The organism is Pyxidicoccus sp. M6 (assembly GCF_055568925.1).
The window spans coordinates 6,446,662-6,461,707 of the sequence record NZ_CM145714.1 but is presented as its reverse complement, the minus strand read 5'-3'; the positions used below and the strand labels follow the sequence as shown (position 1 = coordinate 6,461,707).

The following is a 15,046-nucleotide window of genomic DNA, read 5'->3' as shown; positions in this document are numbered from 1 at the left end:
TTGACGCACGCTGCGCGCAATGCTGGGACTCCACGAGCGGGCAGTAGGTGCGCCCGCACATGGAGGTCACATTGACTGCCGCTCAACATGAACTGCCCGCTGTCGTCTTCATCAACCAGACGCCTCCCCTGGAGGCGTGGCTCATGCGGCACATCGTCGAGTTCGCTGTAAGGGCGCGCATCGTCACCGATGACGCACACGGGATGATGAACGTGCGCGGTGAGAACCCGGTCGACTGGGCACGCGCGCAAGCTCGCCGCCTTCTCGCCGGGGTCCGGCTGAGCGAGGCCGAGCAGGAAGAACTTGCCGTGCGCCTGAAGAGGACTGCAACGGCGCTGCGTGACGCGCGGGATTCGCTGAACGGCGGCCGTGCCACCGCAGAGCGGTACATCGAGGCCGAGCGCGCGTACATCAACGCCGGACAGGCACTGTGGGGAGAGCAAGGCGACGGCATCGCGCGGATGTTGCTGGACGCACAGCAGCCCTCCGCGCAGCAGTAGTTTCCTGCGCGCCAGCCGCTGATTGGTAGCGCAACCAGCCGGGCATGAGAACCTTGCCGTTGCCCCAGGAGGCGCCTATGCCCGAGTCCCCCATCCCCGGCGCCCGCCAGCACCTGTCGGCCGCTGCCGTCTCCCTCTTCAACGAGGCGCTGGAGACAAAGGGCCGACCGGCGCCGCACGTCGAGCGCGCCGTGCACCTGGTGGCCGACCTCGGTGCGCTCGACGCCGCACGGCAGCCGGTGGATGTGAGGCCCACGGCGCCATACGGGAACCAACGACAGGGCGAGCCTTCGGTTCTGCGCGGTACCGCCGTTAGTCTTTGGCAGCCAAGCTGGCGTATCCGAGCTTCGTCAGGATTGAGTGTGCGAGGGCTTTGTCATAGCCGGCCCCTCCGAGGCATTGATTCCTGACCTCGTGCGCAACAGCGCGCTTTGCATCATCTGGCACGTGCGGACTCACGAGCGCCCGAAGCAACGTGTCCAGCTCGGCTTTGCTCCATTCACTTGCAGCCATCGGCAACCCCCACGTTCGGGTGAGACACCACGTCCCGTCCGCCCAATGGGTCCCATCCAGCACGGGCTTTGTCAACGTTGGGCAAGAAGCTCGACCGGCACGCCTCCTGCTCTTGGCCGGCGGCATGACCAACACGGAGCGGGTGGCGCTCGCGGAGCGCCTCGGGAGAGCGGAGCTGGAGCTGCAGCAGGCGATGCACGTGCTGGACGGGAGTCCTGCCGCGCGGACGAGGCTGGCCCGGGCACGCACGGAGTACGGGGCCGCGGAGCAGGCCGCGCTCGCGGCGCTGGGCGCGAGGGATGCGCTGGCCCTGGTAGAGGCCCAGCAGGCAATACCTCGCGAGGAGGAGGCCCACGCGCCGCCCAGGATTCGCCACCGCCGAGGCCAGTCCCCTACGCTGCCAGCCGTGTCCGTGGAGGAGGCCTCGCCGTGATGACGCGTCGGCGCGCCTGTCCAGGGACACGCCTCACCCAGTGCCGGCTCTATTGGCATGAAGTGGAGCCAGCCCTATCGTCGAGGCAATGGGCGACAGACGTGCCACGTCGAGCGCGGGGGGAAGTGTCATGTTCAAGGTACAGGTAAATGGGCGCACGTCGCTGGAGACCAGCAGCGTGCTGGAGATACTACGCCGGGTGGGCGAGCTCAGGCTGATGCGCGCCGCCGGCCCAGTGACGGTGGAGCAGGATGGCCAGCAGCTCACTGCAGTGCAGGTGGAGGAGCTGTACCGCGAGCACGGCGAGGAGCTTGTGCATTTCGCGTGACGCGCACGCACGCGCGTTCCATGCAGACCTCTCGCGTTGATGCCTTCGGGCGGTTCAACCCTGTGGTTCCCGGCGCAGCCGGGAGGAGAAGCTGCCGTGGACCTGAAGCTGGAATCGCTCGCGACGCACGGTTACACGCTGGAAGGCGTGGTCCGTGCGGAACTCGTGCCCGCGAGAGCGGATTACCCGCGCCACCAAGCACAGCTCACATGTCCCGTATGCGGGATAGAGGGAGGACTCACCCTCGGTGTGCTCTACCTGCGGACGGCGACAGGGACGTTGGGGAGCGGCGCCCACCCCGGGACGGTCCACCGGTGCCACACCCGTTGCGTAGACTGGGTGGACGCCAGCGTGCAGAAGGGAACGCGTCGCGACGTGGACGGCCAGCCCGTCTGTGAGGAGTGCCTCACCACGCTGGGCGACTGGGGGCCAGAGGACCACCCCGAGTTGCCGACTGCTGAGCAGGCGCCGTGCTGGAACTGCGTCGCGATGCTCCAGGCAGAAGAAGACGACGCGGTTCGTGTCTGGCGCTTTCATAACGTGCAGTGACGCCGTCAGGAGGTGTCGTGCCCTACAACCCGACGAAGACATCACCCGAGAAACGCCGGGCTCGAAAGGGCTCGGTGGCGCGCAAGCCCGAGGTCAGCCTGACGCGCGCGGCCGACTCTGCGGTCCGCTACCTCGTGCAGGACCTGCGAAAGAATCCAGACCCTGAGCACGGCGCCAACACGTCCGGGGCCCTCTGCAAGGCGGCCGTGGAGCACGCCAAGACATTGGGGTGGAAGCCCCCGGAGGACTCGTGAGCTGGAGCGCGGACAACGCCAGCCTGCTGGAGCTGGTAATGGAGGCGCGCCCCTACGCGAAGGAGGCCCCCTCGGCGCTGCCGGTGCGCGAAGCCGCCGGGGTCATCGCCGGCACATGCTGGGGGCCCGACACGGCCGCCCAGGCGTCCCAGCTCGTCAACGTCGCCGCCCTCGCGCTGCTGTCCCAGCGCCGGCTCGTGGCGCACCAGGTGCGGCCCGCCGCCGCCCGGCAGGTGGCGGAGACGGACGTGCACTCGTTACCGGACTCCCCTCCCCGTCTCCTGCGGGGGCCGTGGCTCGTGGAGGTGAGGCGCCCGGAGGCGGGAGAGCGCCTGTGGGGCGACACCGTGGCCCTGGCCGGCTACGAGCTGGACGGCACCACGTACCTCATTGGACTCGGCGCACCCGACTGGTGCCGCGTCGTCCAGTGGCGCCCGCGGTGGACGGGCGAGGAACTGGACGAAGGCACGCGGCAGACGACGTCGCCGCTGGTGGACGACATGTCCGCGCACGAAACGTGGGCCCGCGAGGCCGCGCGTTTCGCGGTGGTACTGGGCCTGCTGCTTGATGCCGAGGGGGCCCCGCTGCGCGTGGAGGAGGAGCGCCAGAGGGACACGGCGCGGCGCACGAAGAAGGGCGGCACCGGCGCCGAGGGCGTCCACGTGCGACACGTGTACCTGGACGAGGAGCGAGTTGCTCGAGCCCACTCCCCTGCCGCCCCGGGCAGCGGCGTGGACGGGACGGCCGGCCGCCTCGCCGAGCAGGTGCTCGTGCGCGGCCACCTCAAGCGTCAGCGGCACGGGGCCGGCAACCGGGACGTGAAGTGGCTCTACGTGGCTGGCTACTCGGCCCGGCGCTGGGTGGCCCCGGGCGTCGCGCAGGTGGTGGTGTCTCGCAAGGACTGAACGCGACGACTTCCAGGGCCGTCCCGAGATGGCCTCCAAAGGGCAGCATCTGCGCGTCCCGTCCTGCCCTCTGGCCGAGGGTTCCGATGCTGTTGCGGAGAGCTGCCGTCTACTCGCGGAGGAAGTCCTGCAGCGGGTTCGATACTCGCGAACGGCGCGTCCAGGACCCGCCCGTCGAGCGGCATCAGCACGAGCGGATGCGCTGAGTAGACTGCGCGCCTCCATGCCCCACGACAGCAGGAAGACGCGACCGGAGCGCCGCAAGGCACGCGCGGGGACGACCGTGCGCATCAACGGGCTCCGCGTGTCGCGCGAAGCGTGGGCGCGCGTGGAGGCGCTGGTGGCCCAACTCGTACGCGCCGGCATCCCCCGCGCGCACCGCTCCGGTGCGTTGGACCTGCTCCTCCTCCACCCCAACGTCGCCGAGCTGCTCCTCGCTGGCGGCTGTCGCGTCTATCGCTGCGCCACCTGCTGCGGGTGGACGGGCGAGGCCGCCAGCGCCATGGCACACCAGGACGCGCACCCGAAGCACGAGGTGCAGGGTTTCACGGTGCCGCCAGCGTAACGGCACAGGCAACCCGGATGGGCAACCTGCCGCATGCTTCCCCAAAAAACTAAAGGGCCCGGCGCTGGCCGAGCCCTTCGCACACGCCTCATTACATGAGTGCTACCGCTTCACTCCACCAGAGGCGAGCTGCATCCAAACATCGCCGTTCACCGCCGGCCGACCCTTGCTGGAAGAAATCGGGACGCGGTTGCTCGCGAGCGGCCCGCTGTAGAGGCACTCGAGGATGGCAGCGGTGATGTCGTCGGGCGAGTACGTGCCGGGAACGCGCATCAGGTACGGGAAGTCCATGGCGCGGAAGATGCGAGCGGCTTCTTCCAATGCTGCGGCCTGCTCGAACGCATTCTGCTTGTCGCCGCGCTCACGGATACGCCGAATGCCTAGTTCTGCGTCCACGTCCAAGAGGACGAGCAGGTCCGGCTCGGGCGCGAAGGACTGATTGAGGCCCAGCAGCTCTTGCGGGTCCATGCCCCGCGCCCCCTGGTACGCCACCGTCGAGAAATAGTAGCGGTCAACGATGACCACCTTCCCTGCCGCCAAAGCCGGAGTGATGAGGTCGTTCACGTGCTCGCGGCGGTCCTTCAGGAAGAGCGCCAGTTCATCCTGCGGCGACAGCCGACCATGCGTTGCAGAGTCGCGGAGAGCGCGACCCCACTGGCCGTCGGTAGGCTCTTTCGTCCGTACGACCTCATGACGCCTGCTGAGCGCAGCTTCGAGGCGGCTGGCCTGAGTGGTCTTGCCGGCGCCGTCGATGCCTTCGAGGGCGATAAGGACGCCTTTTCGTGGTGACTTGGACACGGCCGCACCCTCGCTCGCCTTGGACCCGGGTGTCAAAACTTCTCCAGCGCGCATTCCATCAACCATTGACCATGAGTACGCCTGCGGAGACACTCGCGGAAGTGTAGGACACGCAGAATGGTGCTCTTCTTGCCACCTAACATCGCGAAACATGGATGTTGCACCCACCGCAGCGTCTCCATCCGTTGCAGATCCTGATACGTGCGCACCTCACGCTGCCCGGCCCGATGCCTCGCTCACCGCCTGCCCGACCCGCCGAGCGGCCACTTCGCAGTAGCGCTCCTCAAGTTCGATGCCCACGGCACGGCGGCGGTGCCGCCGCTAGGCAATGCCACGAGGACGCTGGCCCCTCAATCGCGACATGAGGTCCGCTTCAAGGGTGCCTGCGGCTTGGCGGTGCTGAATCACCGCGTCCATCGCCCGCTCCGCCTGCTCAAGCAGGCCTGCCCGCTTGTAGCTGGCAGCGGCTTTGAGCATCAGGTCGGACCAACGCCCGTGGTGGTCGATGGAAGATGAGAGGTTCCACAGGAAGGGCTGGAGGAGGAAGATGCTATCCATGGTCTAGACTCAGGTGGCGCACCCGGCATGGGCGCGGCGGGCTGTCAACCCGTCTAAACGTCCCTAGAGTCATCGCCGCTCTGCCCCATGCTTGAGGCTCCCAGACGCAGCACGCCCCGCTTTGGGAGCCCAGAGCGAGCTACATCGCAGCACCACCGCCGCCTGCTCAGCGTCCGCCTTCACACGGGCTGCGGCCCGAAAACCTCCTCGGCCGTCAAACTGCCCCAGCGAATCCCGGTGAGCACGTAGACAGTGTCTTTCCCGTGGATGCACTGGGGCAACGTGGAGCCGCGACCGAGGGTCGGGCCGCCGCCCTGCCAATCCAGCCAGGGGCATGGAGTCCCGTCTACATGGCACCGCGGCGCGAAGGTCGAGGCGAACGGAACCGTGTCGCCAGTAGACGCGAGCACGCTGCCAGGTGGCTGGGCGTGGGCGAAGAGGATGAAGGGGATGAGACGGTCGAAGTGAGGAAGAATCGGAAGCATGATATGTGTCCTTGGGTAAACCACCCGTCCCGGGTGAAGCGGACCGAATTTGTCCGCATACCTCTCCCCTAGAATCTCCGCCGCTCTGCCCATGCTGGAGGACCCCAGCCGCTCCGTGGTCCACCTCGGAACCGCTCCGGGGTAGGCCGTTTCGCTGCAGGGGTTGATTCAGCGCGCCGAGGGCGCTGGGAGGGTGAGCGATCCGTGACGCGCGGTGAGCCCGTCCTCGACGCAGGAGGCACTCACGGCAAGCACGCCCGCATGGGAGAGGTCGAGGGCGAGCTGCTAACCTCGCCCTTCACCCACTAGGTTCGTCACCAGGGCCACCAGCCGAGCCCAGGGCGCCCGACACCGCGACGCGGAAGTCCTGAGCGCTCGCACGCCGTCCAGGGGCGGCACGTTCGTCCCAAGGCATAGACGGTACGCCGCTGGTCGCCGCTCGTACGCGTGCCGCACTTCCAGGCACGTCCGCTGCACCAGGGCACGGACACCGCTTCTGGGAGTCACCATGGAAAGACTGACGCGCATTGGCCGCCCCGACTTTGACACGCCCACCGAACTCTCCTCACCGGCAGGAGGTGCCCCCGGGCCCGCCCTGCGCCTCGTGCGCGACACGGCCTCGCCATCCACCAACTCCGTCGAGGCGTTCGGCCCGCCGGCGCCGGCGACGGTGCCACCCGCAGTGATGGGGGCGGCCCTCGCGCAGGCCGAGCCCGAGCAGGTGACACGCAAGAGCAGCGGCACCGCGCAGAAGGGCTTCTGGAGCTCGTTCACCTCCGCCACAGGCGATGCACTCCGCGGACTGGCGCGCGGTGCCGCCGACGCGGCCATGGGCCTCGTGCGCAACGGCGTCGAGGCCGCGCGGACGCTGGCGGGCGGCCTCGGCAAGGTCGTCACGGGCCACGTCGGCGAAGGGCTCGCGCAGCTCGGCCACGGCCTTGGGAAGGTAGTCCAGACGCCCGTGGACGCGCTGATGATGATGGGCGGGAGGACCATCGGCGCCGTCCAGACGCTGTTGGGTGTGGAGCCGGTGGGCAGGAAACTGACGGACTCCGAGCTGGCGGCGCTCCGGAGCGTCTACGGCGACTCCATCGATTACTCGAAGGTTCGCATCAAGGAGGGCAATGCGGGCCTGCTCACCGCGTCGGGCCGGCCCTTCACTCTCGGGGACACCATCTACGTGCCCCGCCAAGCACCTGCCCCTCACCGAGGCGCTGCTCGTCCACGAGACGGCCCACGTGTGGCAGCACGAGAACGGCGGCACGGACTACATGAGCGAATCCCTCGCCGGACAGTACCTGGGCGACGGGTACGACTACGCGAAGACCCTGAGCGAGGGCACGCCCTGGGCGGAGATGAATCCGGAGCAACAGGCGGAGCTGCTGGAGCAGGCCTTCCGCCGAGGTAGCTTCGCGACGCCTCCGAAGCCCTTCCTCGTCAACGGGAAGGACTACTCCGCTCAGCTCGCGGCCATCCAGGAGGAAGTCCGCGCAGGCCGCGGGGCGCCGTAGCCGTGGGCTCCCGGCGCGTGCGGCGGCTCGCCTCGTGTCTCTTGTTCCCGCCGAGAACGGGGCGAAGGTGCGGCATCTCGAGCCAGGACGCCCGTCCCGGGTAGCGGACGGGCCTGGCCGCCATGAACGGGCCACCTTCCCTCTCGCGGCGCGCGCGGCGCCCCCGGCCTCCTGCTTGCTACGGGCGGGCGTCCGAAGCCTCCCCGCCCGGCCGCGCCTGCGGCCCGGAAAGGACACGCCCATGCCTCCCTACACTCTGAGCGCCCGCCTCCACTTCCTGCTGCTGCTCGTCGCCACTGCCCTGGCCGGGTGCGGCCCGACGGACGGCGAAGTTGACGAGGAGGAGCAGCGGCCTCCGGTGACGAGGGACGGGGGCACCTCCACTGTGGATGGTGGCAGCTCTACCGCTGACGCCGGCACGCGCCCAGGTGACGCCGGTACGTGCGCGCCCAACTGCGCTGGACGGAAGTGCGGTGCGGACGGTTGTGGCGGCACCTGCGGTACCTGCTCGGGCGGCCGGGTCTGCACCTCCGCAGGGCAGTGCGTGGCCACATGCACGCCCTCCTGTAGCGGGAAGACGTGCGGGGACAATGGGTGCGGAGGCTCGTGCGGCACCTGCGGCTCGGGGCAGGCCTGCCAGTCAGGGCAGTGCGTGTGCGTGCCTCGCTGCGACGGCCGCCAGTGCGGACCTGACGGGTGCGGCGGCAGCTGCGGAACGTGCCGCTCGGGCACCACCTGCAACGCAGCCGGGGCCTGCGTCTGCGTCCCGCAGTGCCAGGGGAAGGTGTGCGGGCCGGACGGGTGCGGTGGCACCTGTGGGACGTGCCCATCCAACTCCACCTGCACCGCCAAGGCGGACACCTGTGGCTGCAACCCCGGCTACGTGCCGGACCAGGCCGGAGAGCGCTGCGTCAAGGTGGGCGGGCCGTGCGGCAGCATCAGCCAGTACGGCTACTGCGCAGGGGACACGTGGGTGAGGTGCGACGCACAGGCCGGCGTCGTCGCCATGGCCTGCGGCGCGGGGAAGTGCCGCACCATCGACTCCGCGGGTAACGGCGCCTGCACGTGCGACAGCATCGACGCCAACGGCGTCTGCGCGTCGGCGGACGGCGCGAGCGTGCCCACGCCCAAGGTGCATTTCGCGTGCGCTGAAAGCCTGGGCATCCTGCTGGCCAACAACTGCGTCGCGAGCACCGGCTCCTCCGCAGGCTTCTGCTCCACCTTCGTCACCGCATTCGGCCACCAGACGGCCTGCTTCTGCAACACCTGCTCACTGCCCGCCGGCAGCAACAACCAGTGCTCGCCGCTCTGCGCGAGGCCGAGTGACTGCCGGTACTACCCGGCTTCAAACACGCACACCTGCGGATTCTGAAAGGCATGCGGCGGCGCTGGGGGGAGGGCGCGGCACCGTCCCCTTCTGAGACACGAATCCTTCATCCGGTGCGCGTAACGCCCGCCTCTCTCCCGCCTCTGGCCTCTCGCTGCCCCTCGCGGGCAGCTCTTGCACGGAGTCACCATGTCCCGCCCTGCCGTCGTTCTCGCCCTTCTCCTCTCCTCAATTTCGGCCTTCGCCAGTCCACCTCAGTGCAGCAACAGCTCCGGGCCGTGCTCCACCAACGCTGACTGCTGCTCGTCGGCGAATGTCTGTTCTCAGGGTGTCTGCCGCTCCGCACCTGGCACCAGCCTCTTCTGCAATCGTGGCGGCGGGCGTTGCGACACGTCGGCCACCTGCTGTCCGGGCTTCACCTGCGAAGGCGGCAATCCCAGCTCCCCCTTCCCTACGGGCGTCTGTACTGCCTCCTCGTCGTGCGTCCCCATGGACTCGCCGTGTGGTGCCGGTGCGTCCTGCTGCGGGGGCCTCGTGTGCCGTGAAGGCGCGTGCGTTCCGCCGTCCGGTGGCGGTACGCGCACATGCGGCTCCGCAGGTGCCTCGTGTGGAGGCTCCTCGGGGTGCTGCCTGGGGCTCACCTGCACTGGGGGCCGGTGCGCAGCGCCCGTCACCCACTACCGCGACGTGGGCGAGGCGTGCGGCCCGCAGGCGCCCTGCTACATCGGCAACACCTGCGTGCGTGGCGTCTGCATCGACAACGTCTCCCTTTACGAGGCGGCCTCGCGGAAGCGGGCCACTGCCTCTGGAGGCACTGGCGAGTCCCCCGCCTCACCTCCGTCCCCGGCGAAGGAGCGCGGCGAAGCTGCCATCTGGCGCGAAGTGAATTGGGGGAAGGACGCCCAGCGCCAGGAAGAGGCCCGCCGCCAGCAGCGGGAGGACGCGCGGCGCGAGGAGGCTCGCCAGGAGGAGCGGCGCCGGCAGCAGCGCGAGGACGCCCGCCGCGACGAAGCCCGACGGGAGGCAATGCGCAATAGCTGGTAGCCGTTGCTCGGCACGAGCGGCGGTAGCGAGCGAGCGGACATCACCGGAGAGCGTGGGCTGGGCTGCGGGTACCGGGCGTGCTAACCGTCAGCGCACGTCCTGGGGCGCCGAGTCCGTGAGCCCCGGCAGCGAAGCCACTCCCCATGCCCAGACTCCGTCGCTCCGCTCCGCCCCCTCGAAGCACTCGCCCCCGTGTTTCCGGTGGCCCCGCCTCGGGCCCGCTGCCGTTGGAGGAAGCCCTTCGGGATGCGCTCCGCGGCGCGCTGAAGGCATCTCTCGCCGGACTGACGGCGGACCTGAGCCGCCTTGCACAGCGCTTGACCGGCAAGGAGCGGCACCAGCCCCGCTCCACCGCGGGCGCCTCTGCGGGAGCGGCACGTCCATCCCAGCCGGCGGCACCTGCTGCGGCACCAACGGTACCGGAGCCCCGAGCCTGTGCCGTCATCGGCTGTCGCAACCCAGTGCGCAGCCTCGGGTACTGCGCGACGCACTACCAGAAGCGGCGCCTCATGGTGGCCACCGGACGCCTCCACCGCGCGTGGGTGGAAGACGCCGCGCCCCACAGCCTCCCCGACATCATCCTCACGAGGAAACGGCGTGCGGAGACGGAGAAGGTCACCCCGCCGGCCGCAGTCGCGCCGCCCAGCTCTTCCCCGCGTGCGTGGGTCCGGAAGAAGGGCCAGCCGGTGACACCGGCCGCTCGCGCAGAGAGCTCGCGCCCCGCACCGGTACCGGGACGCAGCCCGGCCACGCCACAGCCGCTCGAGGACAGCACGGTGACGGCCAACCTGGAGCGCTGGGCCACCGAATTCCGGGCCGGGAAGCGCCGCAACTGAAGCCGCCCGGCGGCCTTACTCGGTCCACGTCTCTTCGCGCCGCGCGGCCTCGGCGAGCTCGGCCACCTCCTCCGGGCCGAGCTTCACCGGCTGCCCCAGGAGGCCTGGCACCAGCTCGGTGTGGTGGAGGACGGCCACGTTGCGGGGCGGCTGCCTCACGACGGGCTCCCGGTGGGCGAGGACGAGCAGCCCTTGCACCCACAGCTTTCTCCGCTGGGTGGCCTCCAGGAGGCATGCGCGGACGCGCTGGGCCTCCTCCTCCAGCTTCTCCACGTAGCCCCTGCGGCGCCCTCCCACCAGGACGTCGTCCCCATCCACCACCACCTCCCCGGTCAGCGCCTTCGTGTTTACGACGAAGACACCGGGCGGACCGATGACAACGTGGTCCAGGTTCGCGCCGCGGCTTCCCACGCGCACGTCGTGCTCGACGTGCCAGCCTTGAGGACGGATCTGCTCCAGCAGCGCGCCCACGCGCTCCTCGCCGTCCGCGCCGAGCCGCCAAGCCCGCTCGTCGGTGTGGATGTCGAAGAGCCGCGTGAAGAACGTCTTGATGGGCGCGGCGTCCTCCAGCTCCTGCTGTTTCTCCCGCGCACTTTGCCCAGGACGGCGCCCGGTGCGAGTGGCCACCGGCTCGGGTCGCGGCTCACGCTTCCTGAAGAACATGCCCCCCCTCCACGTACTGCATTTGGGCACAGCAGGAGCAGACGGTAGCGCGTGAGGCTAGGTGCCAGGCAGCGGGTCCGGCTCGCCCCGCCGAGCATCGATCCGCGACGCGGGACCCGCTGCCCTTCCAGCCGCAGGTGGACGGGCGATGCCGCGAGCGCCATGGCCACAAGGAAGCGGACCCGGCGCATGAGGTGGAGGGCGCGTCACGGTGCCGCCCGCGTAAGCGGCGGCATGACAGCTCAGCGGAACCCGGCAGCGTCGCTCCAGTCAGAGGCAGGAATGAATCTGAGCCCCTCGGGTGGAGGCGTAAGCCCCATCACCCGGTCCACCACGACGCGGTGGAAGAGGTGCACTGAGGGCGACTCCGCAAGGCGGAACACCAGTCGATTCTCCTCCGGAATCTCCTCAAGCGCGTTCGCGTCCAACGCTAGGCGCTGAATGCCGAGGACGTCACCATCATCCTCGTCGATGTGGAGCCGGGAATGCTCTCTGTCGATGCAGGGAATCCGCTGGTAGGCATGGACGAGCCAGTAGCGCCTGACATCGGCCCCAGTGACACGGACGTCCGCCGGCACGAGTTGAACGCCGTGGAGCTTCAGGTCCTCCAGCACATCCCGCAGCCGAGTGGAAACCACCGGTCGAGGAAGGCTGTGGTAGTCCACCATCACCGGGGCAGACGGCACTGGATCGCCCAGGCGGAGCTTGATGGGCTGTTGCACCACAACAGGCCCCCCCCTGTAGAAGGCTCCCCCATCCTCGTCCCATTCCAGTAGCGGGAACCGGTCTGAGCCAGCTCTCGTGACAACGAAGTAGTCCGTGCTCATACGCATCATTCTCCCACGGAAAGCGGGCGCCCCGTGAGGAGCTGGGCGCTCACGGCATGCTTCAGACCATGACGCCGCTGGTGAGGGCATGGGGACGCGCTCGGCTTCTGTTTGATGCTCGTGAGCCCGGAACAACCGCGAGCACCGGGAGCGTAGTCCAGCCCGTCACGCGTCAACGTCCACGAGAACACGCGAATCTGGTCCAGGATGTACGCGCTGATTTTGTCGAGCTTCTTCACCAGCGCATCCGGGTTCGAGCAGTAGGCGCCGCTCTTTACCTTCTCCATGACACCGTCGAGCAGACGCTTGACGCCGTCCGGGTACGGCAGGTGCAGCTCGAATGCGTGCCCCTCCGAGTGGTTGCCGCGGTGGACGGCGACGCCGAGTTGGCACGCGAGAGCCATCTTCATCGGCAGGAAGACGCCATTGGGGCTCCGGTCGATGTGATACCCGTAATCGAAGCAGACGCGCGCCCACAGGGCACCGCTCACCGCCTCCAGACAAATCAGGTGGTGAGCGGCCAGCGAGAATGGCCCGGCGTACCAGACATGGCTCGCGAGCGGACGCCCGGCGAGAATGTTTCTTCCTAGGACGGCGGAGTTGCCCAGGTTCGAGCCGATGCGGTCGCCCTTCTCGAACGCGTGCCGAGGTTTGCGGCAGTGGGGGCACAGCTCCACCGGCTGTGCCACCTCGCGCTCCTCGATGCGTTGAGCAACGGGGCGCGAAGTCTGCGACTGCATGATGGGCGCGGGCCCGGCGTTGTACCCGTTCAGCGTGAAAAGGTCGGTGTTCCTCACCACGGGCTTCCCCTCAATCTTCACGTCGAAGGAGAAGTTCAGCGGGTGCGCGGGCCCCTTCGTCTTCCCCGAGGCAACACCACCGCCGGCCGTGCCCGCCTCGTTCCCAGTGGACGTGCCGAGGTGCGAGTTGGAGAGGCACACGGGCGCTCCGTTGATGAACACCGTCTTCGAGCCGTTCTTCAACGAGTCGCTCTTGGCGACGTTGGTGTACGGCACCGGCATCGGGCCGTTGGGCCCCGGCGTCAGGCATACGTCCGGAAATCCCACCACCGTCCCTTCGCTCTCGCTCGTCACCGGGCTCAGCCCGTTGATGAGCTTCGTGTTCTCTTTCGACACGTCGTCCCCCCGGGAATGCACGGAAGCCTGACGGGGGCTGTGCGGCGCGCCTATCACCCTGGGGAGGGGTTGACGCCTGCCGAACGTTGCGGGGTAGGGGCGCCCCTTCTCCCTCGTGGAGGTGCCCACGCGCGGAGAGCCCATCCCCCAGCACAGATGCCGGAGCAACTGCGCCGGAAGCGCGTCCGCGAGGACTGCGCGCGACCTGCGCCAGCTCCGCGGCGAGCCCGAGGAGCAGTCCGCGCCACCTCGCCGACTCGCACCGGATGAGCGCTGCGGGTGCGGCGGGCCGCGAATGCTGGTGGGCGGCCGACGCATCTGCGCGCGGACGGCACGCACGACGAGGTGGACGAGATGCACGCCGGTCTCGGCGGGCCGGAAGGCAAGCCGCTCCCGAAGCGGTACCTCGGCCACCGCACTCACCTGGCGCCGACGGCGGTAGCCCCCACGACTGCAAAGTGCTCAGCCGCAGCCCTCAGTGCCCGGCGAACTCACGCTGCGCCAGCCCGCTGGCCCCGAACTCCTCGGCGGCCCGCAGCCACTCCGGCTTCCCGACTTTCACTCCCGCATGCGTCAAGGGCTGCCCCGGCCTACTTTAGTTAGAAGGCGTCCCACACCATGCCCATTTGCTGGGCGGATACATTTATTTCAGATGCGCCTCGCGAGCAGGACCATGGCGGAAATAAAAGATATACACACCAATCCCTGGAAAGATGCGCTTATTGGCTTCACGATGAAAATCAAGCTGTCGCACGAAGAGATCGAGGCAATAAACGCGGCATCATCGCCAGTGTCCGCCATTATCGGCCTGATTCCCTCGGCAGGTCGTTATGCTGCAACTGCTATTGTAGGAGCCATGTGGCTCATCACGCGAACCGACAGGCGTCATGGTCAACGGGGCATAGTAATTAAATTAAGATTTAGCGGTCTACTCATCGATCACGTTCCTATTCCGATCCTGCGCTCGCCTGATGACTGGTAATAGTGAAGGGAGCAGGAGGGGTGAGAACGATTCTGGAGCACCTCGGTTGCTCACTGCGAGTGCGCGATTGGCCCCTACGCGAGGGCCACCCCAGGCTGGAGGGTGTTGAGGCTCAAGCCGACACAGCCAAGAGAGCCAAAGTCCTGCCGCGCACTGCAGGCGTGTACCCCAAGGGGGCGCGGCCTCTGCACCTGGTGTCCGAGCTAGCACAGGAGGGCAACCGCAGGTGGCCGCTGCCCTCCCCTACACATCAGGCCGCGCGCTCCGGGCCGTCCCACAGCGCCTGTTCCAGCCGGCGGGCCGCCGCCTCGCAGTAGCGCTCCTCGAGCTCGATGCCCACGGCACGCCGGCCGAGCTGCACCGCAGCCACCAGCGTGGCGCCGGTGCCCGCGAAGGGGTCCAGCACCGTGCCGCCCTCGGGGCACGCCTTCTCCACCAGGTGCACCAGCAGCGGCACCGGCTTCTCGGTGGGGTGCGTGCACTGCTGGGGCAGCACCAGGGTGGCGCTCGCCGAGCGCCTACCTCTCTGCTCCAGCCCGTCGACCACTCAACAAATCCCTCGTCCTTTATACTTATTCGGTTGCGGACGAACCAAGCGCATATTGCGAAGGGACAGGAGTATCAGGTGCGACGCTCCGGGCTCCGCGTCAGGGAGGCGATGTGGAACTCTGGAGCGTGCGTCCGCGTCTGGCATCGTAAGCATTGAGAGAACAAGGATCAGCCCAGCTCGGGCTGCCCGCGGCGAGCACCTGCTCTCGCTCATTCTGGCAACGGGGGCGTCGGTTGCGATCGAACAGAAGACCTACTCCGAGCGCTCGGTCACGTACCAGGA

Annotated in this window: 18 protein-coding genes; 12 read left to right on the top strand and 6 right to left on the bottom strand. The window is 68.6% G+C overall.

All coding sequences use genetic code 11. The annotated features are described in order from the left end of the window. The first annotated feature begins 59 nt into the window (after positions 1-59). The 7 genes from ACVTJA_RS25840 to ACVTJA_RS25810 all read left to right on the top strand — a co-directional run bounded on the left by ACVTJA_RS25840 (position 60) and on the right by ACVTJA_RS25810 (position 4,047). A complete protein-coding gene (locus ACVTJA_RS25840; RefSeq protein ID WP_465840012.1) occupies positions 60-500 on the top strand; it encodes a hypothetical protein in 441 nt (146 codons plus the stop codon). Between the two features lie 637 nt (positions 501-1,137). Then, complete coding sequence (locus ACVTJA_RS25835; protein WP_465840010.1) at positions 1,138-1,446, top strand: hypothetical protein; 309 nt, start codon at positions 1,138-1,140, stop codon at positions 1,444-1,446. 130 nt (positions 1,447-1,576) lie between these two features. Further along, positions 1,577-1,774, top strand: coding sequence for a hypothetical protein (locus tag ACVTJA_RS25830; RefSeq protein WP_465840009.1), 198 nt, complete (start codon positions 1,577-1,579; stop codon positions 1,772-1,774). A gap of 96 nt (positions 1,775-1,870) precedes the next feature. Next, on the top strand, positions 1,871-2,323 hold the full coding sequence (locus ACVTJA_RS25825; RefSeq protein ID WP_465840007.1) for a hypothetical protein: 453 nt from the start codon (positions 1,871-1,873) through the stop codon (positions 2,321-2,323). Between the two features lie 17 nt (positions 2,324-2,340). Continuing rightward, a complete protein-coding gene (locus tag ACVTJA_RS25820; RefSeq protein ID WP_465840006.1) occupies positions 2,341-2,577 on the top strand; it encodes a hypothetical protein in 237 nt (78 codons plus the stop codon). Continuing rightward, complete coding sequence (locus ACVTJA_RS25815) at positions 2,574-3,482, top strand: hypothetical protein (protein ID WP_465840005.1); 909 nt, start codon at positions 2,574-2,576, stop codon at positions 3,480-3,482. Before ACVTJA_RS25820 ends, ACVTJA_RS25815 begins: the two co-directional genes overlap by 4 nt. Positions 3,483-3,705: 223 nt before the next feature. After that, a complete protein-coding gene (locus ACVTJA_RS25810) occupies positions 3,706-4,047 on the top strand; it encodes a hypothetical protein (RefSeq protein WP_465840004.1) in 342 nt (113 codons plus the stop codon). A 102-nt stretch (positions 4,048-4,149) separates the two neighbouring features. Here ACVTJA_RS25810 and tmk read toward each other — a convergent pair whose 3' ends face one another. Both tmk and ACVTJA_RS25800 read right to left on the bottom strand, forming a co-directional pair. Next, the gene (tmk, locus tag ACVTJA_RS25805; RefSeq protein WP_465840002.1) at positions 4,150-4,845 is read right to left on the bottom strand and encodes a dTMP kinase; all 696 of its coding nucleotides are present in this window, start codon (positions 4,843-4,845) and stop codon (positions 4,150-4,152) included. 321 nt (positions 4,846-5,166) lie between these two features. After that, a complete protein-coding gene (locus ACVTJA_RS25800) occupies positions 5,167-5,403 on the bottom strand; it encodes a hypothetical protein (RefSeq protein ID WP_465840000.1) in 237 nt (78 codons plus the stop codon). A gap of 1,609 nt (positions 5,404-7,012) precedes the next feature. Here ACVTJA_RS25800 and ACVTJA_RS25795 point away from each other — a divergent pair. The 4 genes from ACVTJA_RS25795 (at position 7,013) to ACVTJA_RS25780 (ending at position 10,606) form a co-directional block, all read left to right on the top strand. Then, positions 7,013-7,399: a hypothetical protein gene (locus ACVTJA_RS25795; protein WP_465839998.1), complete on the top strand. Its 387-nt coding sequence runs from the start codon at positions 7,013-7,015 to the stop codon at positions 7,397-7,399. 658 nt (positions 7,400-8,057) lie between these two features. Continuing rightward, positions 8,058-8,771, top strand: a complete 714-nt coding sequence (locus ACVTJA_RS25790; protein ID WP_465839997.1) for a hypothetical protein — start codon at positions 8,058-8,060, stop codon at positions 8,769-8,771. Positions 8,772-9,413: 642 nt separating this feature from the next. Next, entirely contained in the window at positions 9,414-9,770 is a 357-nt protein-coding gene (locus tag ACVTJA_RS25785; protein WP_465839995.1) for a hypothetical protein, read from the top strand. Between the two features lie 509 nt (positions 9,771-10,279). Beyond that, the gene (locus tag ACVTJA_RS25780; protein ID WP_465839993.1) at positions 10,280-10,606 is read left to right on the top strand and encodes a cell wall protein; all 327 of its coding nucleotides are present in this window, start codon (positions 10,280-10,282) and stop codon (positions 10,604-10,606) included. A gap of 15 nt (positions 10,607-10,621) precedes the next feature. Here the strand turns inward: ACVTJA_RS25780 and ACVTJA_RS25775 are convergent, their stop codons facing one another. The 3 genes from ACVTJA_RS25775 to ACVTJA_RS25765 all read right to left on the bottom strand — a co-directional run bounded on the left by ACVTJA_RS25775 (position 10,622) and on the right by ACVTJA_RS25765 (position 13,232). Then, positions 10,622-11,269: a nuclease-related domain-containing protein gene (locus ACVTJA_RS25775; RefSeq protein ID WP_465839991.1), complete on the bottom strand. Its 648-nt coding sequence runs from the start codon at positions 11,267-11,269 to the stop codon at positions 10,622-10,624. Positions 11,270-11,511: 242 nt separating this feature from the next. Then, a complete protein-coding gene (locus ACVTJA_RS25770) occupies positions 11,512-12,096 on the bottom strand; it encodes an imm11 family protein (protein ID WP_465839989.1) in 585 nt (194 codons plus the stop codon). Between the two features lie 5 nt (positions 12,097-12,101). Further along, entirely contained in the window at positions 12,102-13,232 is a 1,131-nt protein-coding gene (locus tag ACVTJA_RS25765) for a PAAR-like domain-containing protein (protein WP_465839987.1), read from the bottom strand. A 673-nt stretch (positions 13,233-13,905) separates the two neighbouring features. On the opposite strand from ACVTJA_RS25765, the gene ACVTJA_RS25760 reads away from it, so the two are divergent. Next, positions 13,906-14,214, top strand: a complete 309-nt coding sequence (locus tag ACVTJA_RS25760; protein WP_465839985.1) for a hypothetical protein — start codon at positions 13,906-13,908, stop codon at positions 14,212-14,214. Positions 14,215-14,464: 250 nt separating this feature from the next. Here the strand turns inward: ACVTJA_RS25760 and ACVTJA_RS25755 are convergent, their stop codons facing one another. Next, entirely contained in the window at positions 14,465-14,761 is a 297-nt protein-coding gene (locus tag ACVTJA_RS25755; protein WP_465839983.1) for a DNA methyltransferase, read from the bottom strand. Positions 14,762-15,046: the final 285 nt, after the last annotated feature.

Excerpts from the sequence above, each read along its gene's own strand:
- ACVTJA_RS25840 (WP_465840012.1), top strand. The coding sequence starts at position 60 with ATGGAGGTCACATTGACTGCCGCTCAACATGAACTGCCCGCTGTCGTC.
- ACVTJA_RS25835 (WP_465840010.1), top strand. The coding sequence starts at position 1,138 with ATGACCAACACGGAGCGGGTGGCGCTCGCGGAGCGCCTCGGGAGAGCG.
- ACVTJA_RS25830 (WP_465840009.1), top strand. The coding sequence starts at position 1,577 with ATGTTCAAGGTACAGGTAAATGGGCGCACGTCGCTGGAGACCAGCAGC.
- ACVTJA_RS25810 (WP_465840004.1), top strand. The coding sequence starts at position 3,706 with ATGCCCCACGACAGCAGGAAGACGCGACCGGAGCGCCGCAAGGCACGC.
- ACVTJA_RS25800 (WP_465840000.1), bottom strand. The coding sequence starts at position 5,403 with ATGGATAGCATCTTCCTCCTCCAGCCCTTCCTGTGGAACCTCTCATCT.
- ACVTJA_RS25795 (WP_465839998.1), top strand. The coding sequence starts at position 7,013 with ATGCGGGCCTGCTCACCGCGTCGGGCCGGCCCTTCACTCTCGGGGACA.
- ACVTJA_RS25780 (WP_465839993.1), top strand. The coding sequence starts at position 10,280 with ATGGTGGCCACCGGACGCCTCCACCGCGCGTGGGTGGAAGACGCCGCG.
- ACVTJA_RS25775 (WP_465839991.1), bottom strand. The coding sequence starts at position 11,269 with ATGTTCTTCAGGAAGCGTGAGCCGCGACCCGAGCCGGTGGCCACTCGC.
- ACVTJA_RS25770 (WP_465839989.1), bottom strand. The coding sequence starts at position 12,096 with ATGAGCACGGACTACTTCGTTGTCACGAGAGCTGGCTCAGACCGGTTC.
- ACVTJA_RS25760 (WP_465839985.1), top strand. The coding sequence starts at position 13,906 with ATGGCGGAAATAAAAGATATACACACCAATCCCTGGAAAGATGCGCTT.